Consider the following 21,722-nt stretch of genomic DNA (forward strand, 5'->3'; position numbering starts at 1 on the left):
TCGAAGACTCTTCAGCATTTCATAATTCAATGTAAATGCTCGAAATAAGGAGCATTTCTAAGAATAAGTAATTACTGTAGGCCAAGACTCCGGAATAAGGGGGCCGAGCCGTTTTTGCAGTTCTCTACTCATAGCGAGATGCTGAATGGGAACCCAAATAGGGGTAAGCGCTGCTTACCCCAAAACCCAAAACATATAAGTTCTGGCGTGTCCAAAAAGGAACGGATCAATTCTCCTCACGAACTCGTCGTAACTTCCGGAGTAGTTGATACAATGGACGATTGCCTTTAAATATGCCTACTAATTCAGCTCCAGCTAATGTTAGCAGGGCAATCATTAACAACAACATAACGAGAGTGATAGCCGATGTGGATGCCTTCGTAAGTATAATGGCACACATACCCAGGAATGATGAAATGGCATATAACGTGTATACCGTGCTACGACGACTAACCCCAATGTCTGTCAGTCTGTGATGAACATGTCCACGATCAGCCTCATATAGTGGACGACCTTGAATACCACGACGTGTCATTGCAAGGAGCGTATCTAATAGCGGAACGCCTAGAATTAATAAGGGAATGATAAAAGATACGAATACAGCTTGTTTGAAACCAAGTATGGAAATGACAGCCAGTACAAATCCAAGAAATGCAGAGCCTGATTCACCCATAAAAATGGAAGCAGGTTCAGAGTTGAATATATAAAAGCCTGCTAAGCTTCCGAGCAAGGACGCACTTAATACCAGTACGATCATATTGCCAGTTAAACCTGCAATGATACAGAGCGTAATACATGAAATTCCCGCGATTCCAGTAGCCAAACCGTCTAAACCGTCTATCCAATTAAGCGCATTGATTAAACCCACAATCCATAAGACTGTTAATACGATTGAAATCCATCCTGGGAAATAAAGATCTTGAGCAAATGGAATATGTACTTGGTCAACCGTGAAACCCGATAAGGCTACTGTCACCGCAGCAACAATTTGGCCAAGCAACTTCCACTTCGCAGACAACGTGTACACATCATCGAGGACACCTACGATTTCAATCATAAACGCAGCAACAAGTAGTCCCCAGAATGCGGGAAGTGACGGTATGATTTGGGGATACATCATAGAAACTGCTGACATAAAGGAGATGAATATAGCTAGTCCCCCTAGTCGAGGCATAATTGTACTATGCATTGTACGATGATTGGGAACAGCTACAGCACCAATCGCAATGGAAATCCGTCGTATTAAAGGTATGATTAGTACTACTAAGATTCCTGAAATCATAAATCCAATTAGTGATGAAATAAACATTACATACCACTCCTAAAATATAATAATGAAGCATTCACTCTTAGGGTATACCGACTATTTGTTGGTCAACGATATCGTCTGTATGCCCGATCCGCCGGATGTATCAACAAGAATCCCCTCGTCCGACGTCAGCATGCGCGAAATCGGATTCGCCACTTTCAACTGTACGTGGCCTGAGCTGTCCAGGATTATGACACCGTAATCTTTCTTCTCATCAAGCCGGCAGATAAGTTGCTTGTTGAACACTCGCACTTCGGAGACAGGCGTACTCCATACGAGCGGGTCTTCTCTCTTCAAATCGACCTGGTACAGATTGAATTGGTTCGCTTCTTTCTTGGTTGCGTAAAATACGTTGCCATCGATGCTGTCAAACCATGATGTCGGATGGTCGGAAAGTTTTGTTTCGCCCGTTCCATCCAGTGCGGACGCATATAAGGCGTAATTCTCATCTTTTACATAGTACAGCTTGTTACCAATGATTCGGAACGAATTGACACTTGCATCGACGATCATCGTGCTTTTATTCGTTTTCAAGTTGATTTTATATATGTTGTTTAAGTCGGTTTGTCCATGTGATGCTAATACGTACACATCGTCTCCGATTACGGATGTCGAGAAACCATTGGCAACATTTTCAACATCGCCGTTATACGTGACATGACTGCCGTATAACACGCCCGAATCTCCTACACGCTTACTGTTCGTTTCATCTTGTCCTGGAGGTAATACATACAAGTTGCCTCTTTCGTATGCCGCAGCGCCTTGAAGGATGATCAACGTGCCGTCAGACGTGTCGTGGAAGTCCAAATATCCGGAGAGCATCAACTCAGCTTTTCCGTCATCACTGATTTTCACAAACCTGTCGCTGCCCGTAAAACCTCCCCCCATGTGGTAGGTAAACCACAGCGAGTTGTCACGGATTTGAAAGGATATTACCCATGGTGTCCTATCTGTGGTGCCGAAGCTATACGCATATATCTCCTCCTTGAGGGAGGGCTGCTGGACAGGAGCACGATATACATGGTTCGTAGTCCCCGTGGTCTCGACGAAATAATAATATCCCTTGAAAAGGGCAACATCATTCTTATCCGCATATGCAGGAATGTCGACTGTTTGTATTTGCGTGTTATGGGACGTGATGCTAAGTCCGCTGGTATTGTCCCATTTGTACTCCCATCCAAAATCGTCATGCGCGAAGCGCCATGTCATAGGGAAATACGTCACGTCTCGGAAGCTTAACAGTGGATACTTTTCTTTGGTATTGTCAATGACCTTCCCGTTAATCGTAACACTTGATGTGGGGACCTCGGCTGCATAGGTAACCGCATTACGATGATCAGAATGATAGGGCATATAGGAAGAAGTCACCTCGTTTTGCCTAATGTTCAAACCTTCATCTGGTGACCAGTTCGCTTCCAAGCCAAGCAGTCTAGTATCATACCAGGTCATTGGAAAGTAAGTGATATCGCGATAAACCAAGAGCGGATATTCACGGAACTGATTTTCAACCGTATTGCCGTTCAAGTTTACCTCGAAGTCTGGCAGCGTAACCTTCACGCTAACATCTGCGGCTAGAGCACTCCCCGCAGGCATCAATAAACTCATGCATAATGAAAATATACTAATTAGACCGATACCAGACTTTTTCACATTCATCGCTCCCAGTATTCATTTCTAATCAATTAGACGAAGCAAAAAGTAATAAGTTTCCATTTACAACTTCAAGAACTTGATTTTGCCAAAATCCGATTAAAAAAAGCCCGCGATTTACGCGGACTTGATTTGTATTATCGATTAAATTTTAGATAACACTACCGAAGCAATCATGCCAGTAACAGGAATCCAAAAGAGATATGATTTAAAAAGTTTTACTAATCGGCTGTGTTGTGCATTTACCATTTTTGTATGGTCGTGATTCATTTGTAAGTCGGTTGCTGAACCAGTTGCATTCCAAGTGTTGAAATAGTTACTGCCAGAGGAAAATAGTAGGACAGTAATTACCAAAAAAGCTAATGAACCCATAAATAAATAATCTGAAATTTGTTCGAGCATATCTGATCACTCTCCTCCTCGATGTTCTCTATTTCATTATACAGCAACAACGAATTGGATTCTATTTATTTACTTTTTTGGAATGTTTTTTTCAGTTCTTTTAGCTTCCATGGTCATTACCTAATGCAGTTCCACTTGATCAGCTAGTGTCCATATATGTTCATCTGTATTCCATATCGTGGATTTGGTCTTTAATACGATATCCGCTATATGAAAGTTTCCGTTAGAACGTTCCCATACTACTCTGGCTGCTTTGTGATCTTTACGCAACAAAATGCCATATTGAGAGTCACCCGTTTTATATGCTTTTTTTGCCTCGTTTAGCGCCATAAAGAACGATTGCTCTTCAACATCTGAAAGTTGGTTGGTGAAATGCCTGTCAATATCAACGCCGTAAATTAAATCCCAGTCATCCTTTTTAAATTCTTCACCTTTGCTCTCTTGAATCTTACTAATTCCATTTTCCCATGATTTGTACAATCGCTCTACGACTTCCTTCTTCTGATGTTGCTCTGCTGGTACAGTTACTACTTTAACGGTCGTTGCATGTTCTTTTTCTTTTGGAGTAGAAGTTGTAGAAGTAGCGAATACAGGAGTAAGTGCGAGTATTCCTGCAACTACCACTCCAGTAATTGTAATAGTGATCCACATTTTTTTCATATCCTATTCCCTCTCCAAAGTACTAACAAATAATCCCATATATATAGACGCTGCCAATGCATGGATAGTTGCATTTCCTTTCCAACAGTTCATGAATGCGGAAGAGTCGCGATCGTTTTGATGTATAATAACCAAAGGATACTCTATACCATTAAAAAGGGGGCGTTCCATTGAATAAGTATATATGTATTGGCTTAACATTCATGGTTCTAGGCTTTTTAGGCTTAATCATTTTTATAACTACCATAAATAATAATCCACACCATATTTACCTTTTGCCCGAAAATTTTGTTGGAGAAGTACAAGTTACTTTCGATCAATTGGATTCCCCACCGCTTCCAAAAGAAGCAAATGCATTTATTTATAACATTCCAAAATCAGGTAAGTTGAAAACCTCAAATACCATGGAAAGTGGAAGTGTTGAGGTTAACTATGTTGATAATCAAGGTCAGCGTAAGAAAGTAAGCCATGAACAATTTCATGGTGTGTCCTCGCATGGTGGAGGCGAAGATAATCTAACAGTTGCTAGAACATTTATAGGCACAAAAGAACAGTACGATAATTATTTGAAACAACAATAATGTGCAATAAAGTTACGGGAAAACGCTAATCCGTGCTAACGGACGACCAGTTGAACAATAACGTTAAGCGATAACGTTAAAAGCTCCAAAATCGAAGTTTCCTGCGTGTTTCAACGCTTTAGCGTTATACCATCACTTTATTTCCTGTGAAAATAAGAAAACACGCAAAATAAGATGATGCGATCACCTTACCTTGCGTGGTCTTCCGAGAAGCGGAAACTAAAAAAATAATAGCCATTACTCCCTAAACGTAATATTCAACCACTCTATACATAATTTCATCCAATTCGCGTTGTGTTGATAGTTCATCGGATCAGGCAAAGGCTTTTTGGGCTTAACTGCAGGCTCGTTGAAGAAATCCAATAATTCCGCATCACTGACGCTTGAATTCCCCTTACTTTCCGTCAATTCCTTAATCGCTACTTTTCTGTATAGCTGCGCACAATCAGCATTGAGATAATCCTGGCCATTCGTATACCACGAATCATCTGACGTTGAAGTGCCGTGGCCGATAAAGGGGAATATGTGCAACTCAAAGGGAACAAGGCTTTTCCTTAACGCAGAAGCGAAAATCATGGCATTTTCAACAGGAACCGTCATGTCCTGAACGGTATGCCAAAGGAACACTGGCGGCGTATGTAGACCAACGCTATGCTCTAGCGAGACTTCGTCAAGTTGCTCCTTCGTTGCGTCATCCCCGAGCAAGTTAATAAACGATCCTTTATGCGCAAATTCACCCGTAGAAATAACCGGATAGCCCAAAATAACGGCATTCGGCTTGTTGGTATACGCCTGAATGCCTCGAACATCCTGGAGGAAGTCCCTATTCCAATGGACAGCGAGACTTGCTGCGAGATGTCCACCAGCGGAAAAGCCGCATATCGCGATATGATCCGGATGGATACGCCATTTTTCCGCATTTTCACGGATCAGAATCATAGCCCGGGAAAGGTCACGCAGTGCCTGTTTCTGCACAGGTTGCATGCTTGGTCGTAACCGTGTCGTGTACGTCAGCACAAAAGCGGACTTCCCCGCCTCCAAAAACTTCATCGCAACTCCTTCCGCTTCAGCAGAACTGCACCCCTTATATCCCCCGCCTGGAATAACGAGAACGGCATCTTTGGCGTAAAGACCATCTAATATATACGTTGTAAGTGTCGGAATGAAATCTGTACCTGTGTCATAGGTATACTCTTCTTTTGTCCAAAGATTGATTGTCTGATTGAACATCGCGATCTCCCTTGATTCGACTTTTATACGATTGAACGTATTACTCTTGATCCCTACCTAAACTAGGCCGACTGATGAAGTCTGCCTGGATTAGGTCTGTTTCTACATCGGCATGATGGCCGCCAATCAACTGAATCAGCTTCTCCACTGCCATATTGGCCGCCTGGATTCTTGGATATTCTACTGCAGCAATGGGCGGGTTCGTCTCGCCAACCATGAGAATGTTCTCAGAGCCGATGACGGCTAACTTGTCAGGTACTCGCCAGCCTTTGTCACGGCATGCGGCAATTGTGCCGATAGCCATCAAGTCATTTGCGCATAGGATAGCGGTAAAATGAGGTTCAGACAACTGCATGATGGCATGATAAGCATTTTCATATCGCCCTCGACCTTCAAGCACTTGAACCTTCATATGGCGAAAAGATTCATCCGTTTCCAAGAGATGAATGGCTGATGCCATTCGCGCTTGCAGCGGATTCAAGCTGTTGCCGTGGGACATTAAAGCAATCTCACTATGACCTTGCTGCTTCAGGAGCCGGAAGATCTTACCATAAGCCGCCTGCCAGTCCACGTCAACATAAGTCAGCGGGATTTCCAAGTGGGCAGGTTTCATGATAGAGACCAGAGGAATGTTCCTTTTGTTAAACGTATCCAGGAGATCATCTGGCAGACTCTGACCGAGCAGAATAATCCCATCTACTCGTCCCGCTAGTTGAGCCTTAAGTACCTCTGCATGTTCATCTCTATAGGTATGGTAAGTGATCATGTAACCATATTGGCGAGCCGCTTCCTCCAGATGGAGGAGTATACCCGCTTCAAATGGATTACCGATAAAATTGGTCAGTACCCCAAGTTGCCCGCTCCGCTTAGTCTTCAAGCTGCGGGCCGTTAGGTTCGGCTGGTAATTTAGCTCTTCCATAGCCCTAAGCACCCTAAGGCGTGTCTCTTCCTTTACGATGCTTTTATTATTTAATACATAAGATACCACTGCCACCGAGACTCCGGCATGTCGCGCTACATCGTTGCGAGTGACCATCAACTATACTCCTTATCATTCTTTACTCGAGTAAACAAAGTGTATAGCATGATGACCTCACAATGCAACTCTCTAGTAACAACGAACTTCGTAGATTGCAGCAGAAGGGTCTCCGTTCGTTGCATGAACAACGATTCGCAATTTATCCGTCTTCACGGATTCAGACAAGTTATGCTTCATCTGTCTTTGATAATTGTCCTTCACATGCACAAGATCCTCCCAGCGATCATCTCTCCATGCTTGGATGGTGTAAACCTTCGGACACTGCGGATCTTTATAAAATGGCGGGTAATAATGGTATTCCGTCAGCAATTGTCCTGGGAATGCGAGATGCACTTCACGAATCGTCACAGCTTGTTCCCACGCCAACTGAAGCCACTGAGATAGCGGTTGCTGCGGGTCGGACTTCCATAAATTCGTGGACTGCTGAGGCCGTGTAACGCCACTAATGACATTCACTGCGCCATAGCTCGGCTGCGCGGGTTCCACCCGGTAGCTGAGTGCGTATTTCACACCGCGCATTTGTCCGTTGCCCATATCCCAAGCGGAAGTTTGACCAGGCTCAATTCCGCCAGCACGATGCCAGATCACATGCTCATTGCTGGAAAGATCGAGACGAATGTACGAGTTTGGCTGCAGATCCGTTAACTGCACCTCCCACTCGATCCATTGCACTTCGCCAGGAGCAACTGATAATTCCGTTGAGGCGAGAGCAGTTCCTGTGTTCACACGGTAATCCCAAATATCGTTTACCGGAACAAGCGACGCATGGACGATTTGTTGCTGATCCGACGTGTTGGTCAAGCATACAGACACTTTACGCAGCTCCGAAGTCCCCATCGCAATCCATTGGCCGAGTTTCGTTACCAGCTGAACCTCAGGCTTCTTAACCACATTCAACTCCAGTTTCTTAGGCGCTGTATCCCACCAGCGTTTCAGTAAAGGCGTTTCCGAATCGCGACTTTCTGGACCAACGCCATGAACGACGGCTTCACTACTGGCAGTCAACTGTGCCGAACGTGCGAGATCGTGCTCATCTTCATTTCTGTTGTTCGGTAGAAAACAGCCATCCTTTACTAGCGTTTGCTTCAACTCATGAATATGTTCATTGGAAATGCTTCTAATCGTGACGTTCTTGCTGACCGCAAGACCAGCTGCTGTTCCTACAGCCTGCCCCATTAGAGCCGTTGTCCCCATGACACGAACGGTTCCCAAAGCTGCATGAGTCACACTCACATTACGTCCGGCCATCATTAAATTGTTCATGTCTTTAGCTATACAAATGCTAAGCGGTACTCCGTAGGGTCCACAGTAACTTTTCACATCGTAATCACCCTGATAACCCGCTGCAGAATTCGGTTCACTGGTTGGAGCCAGCAATCCGCCAGGTGTGTGTAAATCGATAAACCAGCCTCCGAATGCAATTTCATCTTCAAAAACCTTACGGTTTAAAATATCGTGCTCGGTCATAAAATAATCCCCGATAATCCGGCGGCTTTCCCGCTTGCCCGGAACTTGACCGATCCAATCGATGGCAAAATTAGCTGCAAGCTCCATCGTCTCCGGATCCTTGTTCTTGATCCAATCCCATACGCCTAGGGTATGCCGCGTCAATTCATGCCGGATATTCTCTGTATCATAAATCGTATGCCATGGAATCCCGATTTCTAGCCACCAATACCCGCCTCGGACATCATACGGCGTTCTGCCCTGCTTATAGAAGAAGCTCGCATCGTCATAGTTAACTGCCCAGTCAGGAGCTTTAAACGGTACAGGACGTCCCATATCCTTGGCTTTGAAATGAATGGAATTGCCCATTGTATCTTGGCTGGCCTTAAGCGGAGCATGGGGCTCGTTAAATTCTTCGCGGCCTTCAGACCCCATTCGCCATTCGCAACCAGCCAAGTCAGCTACAATACCGTCTCCTGTACAATCAATAAACACACTCCCGGAGATCGTTATCTCTGTTTCGCCATTCGCAATGCGTCCGATGACAGATTGAATATTTTTATTCCCATCCGCAATCACATGCTGGATTGAAGTATTTAAATGAAAAGTAAGGTTAGGTGTATTCATTGCCATATCGTACATGACCATGTCCCATACACTGTTCGTCCAACCGTTCTCCAAAATTTCCTCATGATTTCGCGCCCGTTCTTCAATTAGAAGCTCGGAAAGAATGCCCGTTTCCCTCGCATAGGCATGGAAGGCAGCCGCCCCGTGGGGTGTTACCCGAATTTCGGATGAGCTGTTTCCTCCAAAGACAGGTCTGTCTTGTATGATGCAAGCTTTAGCGCCATGTCTTGCTGCAGCTACCCCTGCACAGAATCCAGCTAGACCGCCTCCGCAAACGACTACGTCATAGTGCTCATTAGTTTGTTTCATGAATATGAACCTCCCATTAATTTTACTCGAGTAAATTCCAAGGAAATAGAAAACCAAACAACGTTGTTGAATGGTTATTGTGTTCATCAAATCATTAATTTACTCGAGTAAATAGTATCATAGCTCTTTTGTCTGTTCAAGAATAATTTTCAATATGCGCCTCAACTTCATACCCCTTGTGAGAGATCTTTGAGCTATATACAAAGATCTCTCCTAGGTAACCTTGTGGAGGGCAGTCCCTTATGATTTCAGCTTACATCCCCCACACTTCAATCTCAAACAACCGGGCATCCTTGTTACTTCCAACCGTGGTGGCATCGGTGATGTACATCCTGATCTTCGTCGTTGTCACTGCCGCGAAACTTAGATCATTGTACTGACCGCTCATGCCGTCCTTGGTGTTGCTCGTGACGCTTGCTCCAGGAATATCTACCCAAGCGCTTCCATTCCAGTACTGCATTTTATACGTGTCGATCTGCCAGTCTGGCCCACTTGTGGAGCCGCTCCAAATCTTGACATTACTGATTGTCTTACTTGACGGCCAATCCAATTGGAACCAGTGTGGTTCCGCCGTATTCGTGGACAACCACCTGCTGCTTTGAACATTTTTGATACCGTCAACAGCTAATTCCTTGGTGAAAGCGCCATTCGTCGAATCAACTGAAAGCGTTGCGGAAGGCGAAAGGTTAGTCAAGCTGACAGGACTAAACTTCATTGCGTCAGCGTTCACATAAGTGCCATTGGCATTATCCGTCAACTCAACATAACCAGTAGTTCCTGCTGCAAAGTTATACGTTCCTAGCATAACCCAAGCTCCCCCAGGTACCGTCTGCTCGTTAACCGTATACAGTTGAGACCCTCCGTTATAATACACAGTAAATGGGGCATTGGTTGAACGACCTGAGTTTCCATCCGGTATCCGATAATAGACATTATAATTGCCTGTCGTTGGAATCGTTGGTCGCCATCTCACTTTGTCTGCGCCTGTCCCTGAATTATTATAGACATAGTCGGATCCATAATAATTCGGCAATACCGTCGAAGATAGCCATGTACCCGTAAATTCAGCTGAAGTATTATCAATGATGATATCGCTTGGCGTAATTGGTGTCCCACCCGTATAGCTCAACTTAACTTTAAACGTTTTTCCTTTAGCCGCATTCACGTTAACGCTCAATTTAATCGTTGGGGATAACTGGGTAATCGTAACTCCCGAATCATAGGAGAGATAACCCGTTGCACTTCGGTTAATTTCAATATTGATGCTGCCCGTGTTGGCTTGTGTCGGATCGGACACGGCTAATTCCATATCAGAACCTGCATTTTCCTTTGTCATGATGGAGGCTTTCTTATCGCTGGAAAGGAAATTGGTTCCGCTGACCTGCACCCATTTGAGTGCATCCGCCCAGAAATTCATGCCAACGACATTTAATGCCGTTTCTTTCACGGCTTGAACAGAAGTAGAGTTCTCCAATACAGTAGCATTGGGACTGCTCGCATAGCTGCTTACCTGTGTACTCGTTTTACCAGGCAACATCACATACGAATAGGTCGAATCCGTCGGATTAACGCCATGATCAAACCACATCGTCATATAATTGCTGGTTATATTCGTCGTGGAGGTTCCTGCTCTTCCATCAAGATCGCTCCATTTGCCTGTTCTTGCTTGTCGCTGCCCATTCAACGTAGCGCCTCCAGGGAAATAATAGCCAATATCCGAACCGGATACACTTCCTGCTAGATGAGCCCAATTCACACCTGTCATGGTCTCCGACCACCCTAATGCGGTGGACTTAGCGGCTCCATTTACCGTTAACGCATTATTGCCGCTGCTGTTCAGCTTGCGGTTCTCTGCAATGGTCTCCACTTTTCTAGGTGTGCCGTCCCATCCATTGCCAGTCTGTCCAGTATTCGTAATCCCGGCACCGAGCGCAACGACTTCATCGTCGAACATAAACCACGATTTCTTCGCCGTTAAATTACTGTTCCAAGCATCGAGCTCCATACCCGTTGTCCCGTACGTCCCCAAAATCGATGTACCGCCAACCCAATCTTTCGAACTCAAATAACTGCTCCCACTGCTGTTGGTCCTTGTCATTGTATCTACCGTTACGCCAGGTAACCGATATTTATTGACAGTCGGCCAGAAATCATTGGAGAACTGAGAAAGATCATTATTAAATAAATAAGTCATCCCATCTCCGGTATACCAACCTTTTAAATTCTCGCTATTGATCGCTTCGAAATTGTAAATGCGGTTAGACGACATGCTGATTCCCAAACCAAACCCAGGACGCAGGTGAACCGTGCGTGCCATATTAGGGAACTGCTTATTTTCAATGAGCTCCCCTCGAGAGGTTGCATTGGCAGCAATCTCTTTGCCTAGAACGATCATATTGATTGGAACATATGTGTAAAAATTCTTATACGTATTCGTGTCTATCCAGTATTTGACCATACTCCTAAACGCTGCTGCGTCCGTTGTCGGTGCAGATTGTGAAATGCGTATAATCGCTTTTATCACACTGATGCCGGCGTCTTGGTCTTGCGCATAGGAACGCGAAATATTCCTACCTCTCGTCAAATCCATCATGGCACCTTTGTAGATTAAGGGCTCAAACGAATCATGTACCCATTTATATACGTTGTGCTTGTCGACATCTGTGACAGCCCATGTGGAGCCATTAAGTACATACATGAGATTGGCTATATCTTGCAATAACCCCGTTCCATAACCTCCGGTATACGGATGCTTCTCATGCTGGATAAACGAACCATCTGCATAGAACCCATCACCGTTAGTCACATAATTAAATACCGCGCTCAGCCCATCTCGAGCGTTGGCAATTTTCGTTGCGTTTTTGACTATGATACCGCGAACACCGATAATCGTGCACTCCCAAGTTCGATTAGCCCCGGTCATCGTAACGGTTGGTTGGAAATGATCGATGGCATTCATATTGTTAGTTATTTGTGTGGCGCTTAATTGTCCGTACAGCAGCACCACAATATCATTGAGCGCAAGTGGTGCGCCTATCTCCCAATCCCACCAGTTATTATATTTCGTATTGCTCGGGTTAGAAGGCGTGCCACTTGCGTTATACCGATTCGTATTCATCCAATCTAGACCTGTGAGAATATCCGCAAGTAATGCCGCATCGTTCTGAAGTGTTGAACCTGTCGTGGCATAAGCAAGTGCCATTGACTTTAACCGACCATACGCGGATGTAATTTGACTGGAATTGGTTGTGCTTGCCAGATCGCTCCACAGATAGGTATCTGGTGAATTATCCATGGTGCTCCAATTTGAATTGGCTGTCGTAGCAAGCTCTGTAAGTTGCGCAGCTATATCTGGATCAAGTGGATTATAAGCTGTGCCCCCGGTTAGCATCTCCTTCCATTTATCCCGAAGCAAATCATACTCATCCGCGGCTGAAACTTGCCTCACAAAAACCGAATTCATCGTTACAAAAAGCAAGATAGTAAGTAACGTGATGATTGTCCGTTTTACGGTTGTACGCATGGCTATTGCCTCCTTCGTATGTACTCATTTCCCACTAATTTCCCCACGCTCCATTTTCAAATAAAGTTTATATGTCAAACACCTCCTTTCAAATGACAACGCTTTCATACTCTTGAAAATTAGACAGGAGACATTTGAATCTCCTGTGTCTTCATCCAAGTTGCCTTTAATGACATCTGATTTCAAAAATTCTGGCATGATCCAACCCATTCGTGCTTAGGACTTCAAGACGAATCTTACTTACATGTTCCAATTGAACATGGGTTGTAACCTGTCTCTGATAGTTATCCTGAATGTTCATCACTTCACGTGTGTCGCCGAGTGGGCTTGCCAAATAAGCAATGACACGGAAATCTTTTAATGTCTCAGGTTGTGGTCCCCATTCGAGCTTCTTTTGCAAGTTGTTCTCGTGTGTTAATGTCAGTCTCCGATGCATACCTGTGTCCAGAACAATGGTTATTTCATTTATGGACGTGGGGGTTTCCCATTCCAGCTCAATCCACGGCTCCCGATCTTCAGGAAGTGACATCCATCTGTGCGTACCGGGAAGGACCCTATCCAGTCTGACCCCATTGTTGCCATGCATGGAACGGGTATATCCATCTATAATATTGGATGCTTGCCCTTCTAGCTGCTCGGATGAAGCCCGAACAACAGCTTGACTTGCCAAATTGTCACTCGTAGGTATACCAGGAAGGAAGGCATCCTGTTTAATAAGCTGCTGTTGTGTTTTCCGAACCAATTCTTCGTTACGGTACGCCACATCCAGCGGAAGACCTTCTTTTATGGCCATTGCGGCAAATGTGCCAGCCCCTTGTCCCATCACACCACAGGTCGCCATGACCCTTGTACTTGAAAAGGCAATATGCGTAGCTGAAATATTACGGCCTACAAACATGAGATTCGCCACATTCGCGCTTATCATTGCACCTAGTGGTATGCCATACACATGATTGGTATGCGGTTGTTGGCAGGGATCGATCTCTTTGGCCTCTATCCCCTGCGGTGGATGTGTATCCATCGGCCACCCGCCATAGGCGATCACATCTTCAAAATGGACGGAATGTTGTAAATCCCCTTGTGTTAGCATATGCTTGCCGATGAATCGGCGCGATTCCCGCTTGCCAGGTAAGAAACCAAACCAATCTAGCGCCCAATTCTCAGACTCTGGGTGGTAACCGCTATTTTTGATATGATCCCAGACGCCCATCATGATGGCAAGCAACTCATCCCGGATCATTTCGTTATCTGAGATCGTATCCAATAATCCGCCAAACTCCACCCACCAATATCCGTATTCCCACGAGGAATGATCGCGATATTTCAAATCCTCCTCTGAATAGCGTTTCGCCCATTCTGGTGCTATAAACTTCATCGGTTTTCCCATATTTCGGGCAGTAAACAACAACGAAGAACCAAGACGATACGGATCAGAGATTTCTCCTGCAAATGACTCCCCAAATTGCGCGGATGATTCCCGACCTGTCGTAAACAACGCGCCCGCCTCTTTCCCGAGACGTCCGTCTCCGGTACAATCCATGAAGATATTGGCAACAATTTCGAAGCTATGTTCTGTACTTTCTCTAGTAGCTAACGCAGAAATAATGCGATTGCCATCCATTTGTACGCCGATAATCGCTGTATTAAGCATCAAGGTCAAGTTCGCTTCTGCACGGCACTTTTCATATAAAAGGAGATCGAGCATCGAAGCGCTTCGCTGTGGATTGCGTACAGCGCATTCCAATAGGATTTCTTCCAAAATGCCGCCTTCCCTAGCTTCCGTCTCTAAGGCCGTTCCCCGCTTGGAATGCGCCGCCCCAACGATATGCATGCGAATCTCAGATGAGGCATTGCCGCCAAGAACGGAGCGATCCTGACATAGAACAACTTTCGCACCGTTCCGAGCAGCGGCAATGGCTGCTATTACGCCAGATATTCCGCCTCCAGCTACTAACACATCTGCCTGTATGAGTTCCCTGTTTTTTTCTCCACTCATGATTGATGATCTCCCCTCACTATCTATCTTCCGCACTAGAATAAAGAACGAATGACATCCTTGTTGCCATTGTGTAGATACAGCAGACCTGCCATTAAAAAACCGACTCCATCGACAGCATCGTACCACCTGGCACCTGTATGTCCAACAAACATTTCCTGTTGATAAAGGGATTTTACCGCTTCTTCTGCAAGCCTCTCTGCTGCAATTCGATACTCCAGCCTCCCGCTAATACGAGCATATTCAGCGAGAAATACAATATTCCGGCCATAGTGCTCGGCATATCTAACTTGTCCGTGTGGCATAGACATACAGTCCCGAACTGTCACATCTGCCCATCTCTTAGCGCTAAGTGCAAACAACTCGCTATGATCTATATGTTCCAAAATTGTCATAGCCATTGACATCGGATAATCATGACTTGGGAACAAAAAAGCCCACACATCACTGTATGAATCCGGCATATATACCGTTTCTCGCTGCCCAAGATCCGGTGTTCCATCTAGAAACACTCTGCCATAGTAACTCTCTTGCTTTGAATCATAGCCATATATCAAATATGCCTGCAGGGCTGACAGTGCCATCGTTTTTAATTCTAAAGCAATTTCACTGGCCCGCCCATTACCTTCATTGGTTACAGACTGGATGTATTCGACTGTGCGGAGCAATGTCCTAGCCCAAATGCCGACCTCTGTGGTTGTTACTTTGCTGTCCCAGCGCTGTTGGGTTGGACAATTGACAATCAGGTTCGTTGTTGTATTCCGATGGATATAACTGAACACAGCGAGCTTACATGCCCTCTCCAACAACTCCATATCCTTCGTTTTACTGAATAAAAAACCTAATGACTGTACCAGAATACCCCCCGCTTCAATGAAGGCATAATCCTTCTGCTGGGAAGAATGACGATCAAAACCACCCGTTAACGGATCGTACACATGATGTTTTTCACACATTCTAATATGGGTCTCTACAGCTGTTGGATTCAGACGGTACATATGCTCCCAATCCGGTACATACGGCCTCATTTCATGAAAGGTAGGTTGCTGAGATACATCAAAATCCATCAATGGCGGACCATAGTAAAACCATACGTTGCGATCTCGAAAAGCATCATAGAAATGGTGATTGCCCCACAAAAAGAGGCCTTGATCTGATACACAGTGTTTCATAAAATAATCAAGATACTGATCAGCCGCTTCAAGATAACGAGGCTCTCCGGTCTCATTAGCAAGGTGAACCATCGCGTTTAAGGTAGAATGATCCCAGTAGGCCGAACAGCCTTTCGGTGCATGAATGAGTCGATAAGCTCTTTGCATAAAATCATCCGAACGCGTATCATCCATCGGATATTTCTTCGTCATGGGATCTAGCGTAGCCATAAACATAGGGGTATGTACATCGCCATAGGTATCTTTGCCATGCTCGATTAGAACATTTATATGGGATTGCACGATCTTCAATATATTTACATTCATATAAGTTCTTCCCCCGCTATAATTCCGATTAGCCTTTTAAGCCTGTATTCGCAATCCCCTCAACAAACCATCGTTGACAGATGGCTACAATCGCAATTAAGGGAGCAAGTGCTGATACGGACGCGGCCATGATACGCGGGTAATCCGTTCCATTCTCATCGGAGAAACTCGATAAACCGATGGGAATCGTAAATAAATCTCTGCTTCTAAGTAGAATTAGCGGGTTCTCGTACTCATTCCAATGCCAAGTAAACGTTAAAATTAACAACGTAACTAAAGCTGGTTTTGTTAAGGGCAGTGAGAGCTGCCAGAACATCCGCCAATACCCCGCTCCATCTACCTTGCTAGCCTCTAGCAGCTCGTTTGGCAATGTTAAGAAAAACTGACGCATGAGAAAGGTCCCCAGAACCGTAAACATTCCTGGCAAAATGATTGCAGCATGTGTATTCACTAAATTCATTTGATCAAACAAAATGAACCTTGGAACGAACAGCACCTGATGCGGAATTATCATTGTACAAATATAAATTAAGAAGATACCCTCTTTAAATTTAAACCTCAATTTAGCAAAAGCGAAGCCTGCCAGCGCACTCGTTACAATTGAACCTAAAACCTGCAAAAAAGTAATCTTAATCGAGTTTATATAGAAGACCGAAAACGGGACCGATCCTGACCATACACGTTTATAATTATCAAAGTTCCATTCCTTCGGAATCCAACGAATCGGATACTCGAATAAGCTAGCGCTATTCTTGAAGGATCCCGATAACATCCAAATAAATGGTAGAACCATACCAATTGCAATGGCCGCAAATACTAGCGTCAGCATACTTTTTAGAAGAACACTCTTATTTAACACTTGCCTATTCACTCTGTTCACCTCCCTAGTAGTAATCTTGCCATTTCTTCTGGCCTTTCCATTGAACGATCGTAACGATGAAAATAACGATAAATAGCAACCATGATACCGTAGATGCATAGCTCATTTGTTTGAGTTCAAATGCTTGTGAGTATATGTATAGCGCTAACACCAAAGTAGAATTGAGTGGCCCGCCATTCGTCATAACTTGAACAGATGCAAATACTTGAAAAGAAGCAATCACAAGTGTTATTGCAATCATGAAGCTGGTCGGTTTAAGCAGTGGCAATGTAATATGCCAGAAGCGCTTCGTTCCGTTCGCGCCATCAATTTCTGATGCCTCATAGTAATCCTTGGAGATACCTTGAAGTCCTGCCATGTAAAGCACCATCGCATACCCAACGTAAATCCATACCGTCATGATAATAATACTAATAAGTGACCAATCTGGACTTGCCAACCATCCAGGAGGATTACTTACGCCTAGCGACCTTAAGATGCTGTTGATAGGGCCTTCTGATGAGTTGTACATGACTCTCCACACCACAGCAATAGCAATTAAACTGCTCATATAAGGAAGGAAAACTAACGTACGCAGTGTCTCTTTAAAGAAGACATATTTGTTCAGGACAATTGCTAAAAGCAATCCACCAAGCATCGCTGCAGGAACAGTAACAGCAGAGAAAATAACATTATTCGTTAATGCCTTTAACACCTTTTCATCATGAAATAGTTTAATTACGTTATCCAATCCGATATAGGTGAGTCCCTGCAATCCCTTTAAATAATTCCAATCTGTAAATATCAATATCAAGCTAAATACCAATGGGAGTAAAATAAACGCACAAAATCCCAGCAGATTTGGAAGTATGAATAAATAACCAGCTACGTTTTCTCTTGTTTTTTCTTTCCATTTCATTGCTCGCAGCTCCCTTCTTAGTATTTAGTATAAAATAACTTCATCCTCAGCAGAATGGGAAAAAGTAAGCATAAACCGTGATATCCTATGATTTCAAATGATTTGATAACGTAAGAAAGGCCGCATTCGCGCGGCCTTTCTCCTGTGAAACTTAATTAGCAACTGGAAGAAGTTGCAAGTAATCTAGAGGCATTTTATAACCGAATGAACTCGTATTTTTACCCGTTACTGTAAATCGGAACAACTGGGTTCCTGAGCTGCTTATTGTCACATCCCCTAGATCTAGATCCACATATTTGCCTGATGGCCGGTACATATCGATAGGTGAGCTTTGATTGTTACCGTTGATTTGTAATTGATAAGTGCCGTTATCACTAAATCTCATGACTCTAATTGTTAGATGATAAGTTCCCGCTTGAGCAACAGGAACAGCATACTCAATATACTCATTTACACTATACGCATTGAACATCCAGTATTGTCCTCCGCTTGCATCTACATTGGTTTTAAGCACGCCTGTAGTGGCTGTCAGACCTTCCGCCTCAAATTTATTCGTCCCAGTCCCCGATGTTGTGGCGCTAGCTGAATTACTAACCAGGGACACATTGCCAGCCGCGTCATAGGCCTTCACCGTGTAGCTATATGTTGTCACTGCCGCCAGACCAGCATCACTGTACGAGGTAGTCGTTGCTGTGCTGACTTCTACCCCGTTGCGGTAAATCTTATATCCTGTGACCCCGACATTGTCTGTCGCTGCCGTCCAACTCAGATTAATCTGGCTGCTGGAAGCCGCCGTAGCCGTCAAATTCGTCGGCGCCGTCGGTGCTTGAGTATCACCCACCGGTGTGGCGGAAGTAAGACTTAGGTAGTCCAACATTAATTTATAGCCCGTCGCGCTCGCATTCTTACCTGTAGTCGTTAGTCTGACTAGATAACTTCCTGCCGAACCGAAGGTATAAGAGCCTAGTTTGATGTCCTTGTACGCGCTGGAGGTGCTCCAGTATAAATCCTGTGCATCCCCCGCATTGGACCCATTAACGGAGAGCTGGTAAATGCCGTTGTTGCTGGCTTTCATTACTCTAGCATTCACATCGTAGGTGCCTAGTTGCGTCACATCCAGACTGAACTCAACGTAATCGCCAACCGCATTATTGTTGAAGCCCAGCTTCTTCCCGCCGCTGACATTGGCATCGTTGTAGGTCGTGGCCGTATCCGTTTGGGTGTTGATAGGCAACGTTTCCGCCTCGTAAGGATTCGGAATGGAGATCTGACCTGGATTCGGTGACTGCGTTCCGCTCAGACTGAATTTCACTTTGAAGGCTTTACCACCCGATTTTCTCACATCCACTTTGAATTTAATGGTCGGGTAGTATTGAATGACGGTTACTTCATTGTCTTTTGAGATCAGGTTCGTCGCGTTTTTATCAACGTCGATATAAATCGTGCCGACATTGCTCTGAGTCGGATCGGATATAGAAACCTCGAGATCATTCGTCGTTTCCTTCATCATGACTGAGGCTTTTTTGTCAGAACTGACAAGTCCTGCCGTTGCGGGTTCGTCGTTCCAGAAGTTGATTCCCGTCATATTCAGATTATTTTCCTTTACGGCCTGCACCGAAGGGGTATTTGCCAAAATGCTGATGCTTGGTGCTGCAGCATAACTGCTCACCTCTGCACTTGTTTTATTCGGAAGCAGGACATACGAATAGGACTGATTAATCGGATTTAGCCCTTGATCCAACGACAACGTCATATAATTGCGAGTAATTGGTGTTGCATCTCCATACGAAGAAGAGGCATTCAGTTGTCTCCAATTTCCTGTCCTTGCTTCACGTAAACCTTGAACCGTCGCTCCACCTGGGAAATAATAGCCAATATCAGACCCAGGAACATTGCCAGCCAGATGAATATAATGGGTACCCGTCATCGTTTCTGACCAGCCGAGTGCGGTTGATTTGACTGAACCGTTGACAGACAACGCGTTGTTGCCAGTGCTGTTCAATTTCCTGTTTTCGACAATCGTTTCAGTATCGATACCATCCGTACTGGTAATTCCCGCACCAAGTGCGACGATTTCGTCATCGAACATAAACCAAGATTTTTTAGCCGTCAGACTCTTTCCGACAGGATGTAACTCCATACCCGTAACACCGTATTGGCCGAGGATATCTGTTCCTCCCACCCAATTCTTATCAGTGCGGCTGTTTGCCGTTTGCGTCGTATTCTTAAGAACGGTAGTGCCCGGAAGCCTGTAATTGTCTACAGTCGGCCAGAAATTGTCGTTAAACTGGCTCAAATCCGTATTATACAGATAGGTCATGCCATCTCCTGTATGCCAGCCCTTGTTATTCTCCGCATTGATGGACTCATAATTGCTTATGCGGCTGGAGAACATGCTGATTCCGAAACCGAACCCTGGTCGAAGATGAACAGCACGATCCATGCCTGCAAATTGCCGGTATGTCAATAATTCCCCTCGCGCCGTTATTGCGGTATCCGTTAAAATTTGATTAGCAGTCTTAATCATGTCGATCGAAACTTCATTCAGGAAGGTTTTATCCGTGTCGAGCTGCAGCCAGTATTTAACCATTTTCTTGAATGCGAGTGCATCTGCGGATGGAGCAACTTCTGACAACCGTATAATGGAGACCATCACATCGACGGCTGCGTTAAGATCTTGCTCTTTATTCCTGGACATTTCCCTGCCCCGGATCATATCCATTAAGTTCCCTTTATAGATAAAGGGCTCGTAGGCTTTATAAATCCACTGGAAGACATTATTTAGGTTGGGATCCGTTACCTCCCAAGTTGATCCGTGTAAGACATACAGCAGATCAGAGATTCCTTCCAAAAGTGCTACGCCATAACCCCCATTGTAAGCATAGTAGTTATGCTGAACAAAGGAGCCGTCGGCATAGAAGCCGTCTCCCACTATGACATTTGTCAGCAAGGCGCTAATCCCATCTCGGCCCGCAGCAATTCTGACGGAATCTTTATTGATAATTCCCGAAATTGCGATCACCTGGCTCTCCCACAATCGGTTGGCACCTGTCATCGTAACACTTGGCTGGGTATAGGTGATGGCAGCCATATAATTTGAGATTTGCGTCGCAGTTAAATCCTCATAAATCAAAGTCACGATCTCATTTAAGGCTAACGGAGCGCCAATTTGCCACGGCCACCAATTCTGGTACATGTTGCAGCCGACGTAGAATTGATTGGCATTCATCCAATCCAGTGCGCTTATGATATCCGCCTTGAGCAGAGCGTTGCCCTGTAAGCTGGAACCGTGCGTAATATAAGCTCTCGCCATGTCCCTTAAGTAGCCATAGGTTCTTGTTAGACTATCAGAATCGTTGCCAAAGGGAGCGCTGTCCCACAGACGAACTCGATTGGACTGCTTATGCATGCTGTCCCAATGTTCCTGTGCTTGGTCGGTTATCGACGTGATTCGTGCCGCTATATCGGGGTCTGAAAGATTATAGCTCGTTCCGCCGGTAAGCATCGTCTTATACCTTTCTCTTAACGTATCGAATTCATCAGCGGCACTACTTTTCGTGACAGGAAAGCATAAAAGAATGGCAAAACTAACTACAACCATGGCAAGGGTCCAACATGTCATCCTTTTCATCCCATTTTTAAACACAAGTTTCCTCCTCAAATTCAAAATGAAAACGCTATTAAATTTATATAT

Annotated in this window: 14 protein-coding genes; 1 reads left to right on the forward strand and 13 read right to left on the reverse strand. The window is 44.7% G+C overall.

The features are described from left to right. Positions 1 to 226: 226 nt before the first annotated feature. The 4 genes from AC58QT_RS10280 to AC58QT_RS10295 all read right to left on the reverse strand — a co-directional run bounded on the left by AC58QT_RS10280 (position 227) and on the right by AC58QT_RS10295 (position 4,021). A complete protein-coding gene (locus tag AC58QT_RS10280; RefSeq protein WP_497408874.1) occupies positions 227 to 1,309 on the reverse strand; it encodes an MraY family glycosyltransferase in 1,083 nt (360 codons plus the stop codon). Between the two features lie 54 nt (positions 1,310 to 1,363). Beyond that, positions 1,364 to 2,959 carry a DUF5050 domain-containing protein gene (locus AC58QT_RS10285; RefSeq protein ID WP_497408875.1) on the reverse strand — a complete coding sequence of 532 codons (1,596 nt, stop codon included), beginning with the start codon at positions 2,957 to 2,959 and terminating at the stop codon, positions 1,364 to 1,366. Positions 2,960 to 3,103: 144 nt separating this feature from the next. Beyond that, positions 3,104 to 3,361: a hypothetical protein gene (locus tag AC58QT_RS10290; RefSeq protein WP_497408876.1), complete on the reverse strand. Its 258-nt coding sequence runs from the start codon at positions 3,359 to 3,361 to the stop codon at positions 3,104 to 3,106. 120 nt (positions 3,362 to 3,481) lie between these two features. Beyond that, on the reverse strand, positions 3,482 to 4,021 hold the full coding sequence (locus AC58QT_RS10295) for a hypothetical protein (protein ID WP_497408877.1): 540 nt from the start codon (positions 4,019 to 4,021) through the stop codon (positions 3,482 to 3,484). A gap of 170 nt (positions 4,022 to 4,191) precedes the next feature. On the opposite strand from AC58QT_RS10295, the gene AC58QT_RS10300 reads away from it, so the two are divergent. Continuing rightward, positions 4,192 to 4,602: a DUF6843 domain-containing protein gene (locus AC58QT_RS10300; protein WP_497408878.1), complete on the forward strand. Its 411-nt coding sequence runs from the start codon at positions 4,192 to 4,194 to the stop codon at positions 4,600 to 4,602. Between the two features lie 237 nt (positions 4,603 to 4,839). On the opposite strand, the gene AC58QT_RS10305 is transcribed toward AC58QT_RS10300, so the two are convergent. The 9 genes from AC58QT_RS10305 to AC58QT_RS10345 form a co-directional block, all read right to left on the reverse strand. Continuing rightward, entirely contained in the window at positions 4,840 to 5,832 is a 993-nt protein-coding gene (locus tag AC58QT_RS10305; protein ID WP_497408879.1) for an alpha/beta hydrolase, read from the reverse strand. Between the two features lie 40 nt (positions 5,833 to 5,872). Further along, entirely contained in the window at positions 5,873 to 6,868 is a 996-nt protein-coding gene (locus AC58QT_RS10310) for a LacI family DNA-binding transcriptional regulator (RefSeq protein WP_497408880.1), read from the reverse strand. 72 nt (positions 6,869 to 6,940) lie between these two features. Then, entirely contained in the window at positions 6,941 to 9,253 is a 2,313-nt protein-coding gene (locus AC58QT_RS10315; protein WP_497408881.1) for an FAD-dependent oxidoreductase, read from the reverse strand. A gap of 253 nt (positions 9,254 to 9,506) precedes the next feature. After that, the gene (locus AC58QT_RS10320; protein WP_497408882.1) at positions 9,507 to 12,776 is read right to left on the reverse strand and encodes a polysaccharide lyase family 8 super-sandwich domain-containing protein; all 3,270 of its coding nucleotides are present in this window, start codon (positions 12,774 to 12,776) and stop codon (positions 9,507 to 9,509) included. A 166-nt stretch (positions 12,777 to 12,942) separates the two neighbouring features. Then, positions 12,943 to 14,772, reverse strand: a complete 1,830-nt coding sequence (locus tag AC58QT_RS10325; protein WP_497408883.1) for an FAD-dependent oxidoreductase — start codon at positions 14,770 to 14,772, stop codon at positions 12,943 to 12,945. A 35-nt stretch (positions 14,773 to 14,807) separates the two neighbouring features. Next, a complete protein-coding gene (locus AC58QT_RS10330; protein ID WP_497408884.1) occupies positions 14,808 to 16,250 on the reverse strand; it encodes a hypothetical protein in 1,443 nt (480 codons plus the stop codon). A 28-nt stretch (positions 16,251 to 16,278) separates the two neighbouring features. Continuing rightward, positions 16,279 to 17,121: a carbohydrate ABC transporter permease gene (locus AC58QT_RS10335; RefSeq protein WP_497408885.1), complete on the reverse strand. Its 843-nt coding sequence runs from the start codon at positions 17,119 to 17,121 to the stop codon at positions 16,279 to 16,281. Between the two features lie 13 nt (positions 17,122 to 17,134). Then, on the reverse strand, positions 17,135 to 18,028 hold the full coding sequence (locus tag AC58QT_RS10340) for a carbohydrate ABC transporter permease (RefSeq protein WP_497408886.1): 894 nt from the start codon (positions 18,026 to 18,028) through the stop codon (positions 17,135 to 17,137). A gap of 151 nt (positions 18,029 to 18,179) precedes the next feature. Then, positions 18,180 to 21,650, reverse strand: a complete 3,471-nt coding sequence (locus AC58QT_RS10345; protein WP_497408887.1) for a polysaccharide lyase family 8 super-sandwich domain-containing protein — start codon at positions 21,648 to 21,650, stop codon at positions 18,180 to 18,182. Positions 21,651 to 21,722 lie beyond the last annotated feature (72 nt).

This window comes from Paenibacillus sp. J31R109, assembly GCF_059692055.1.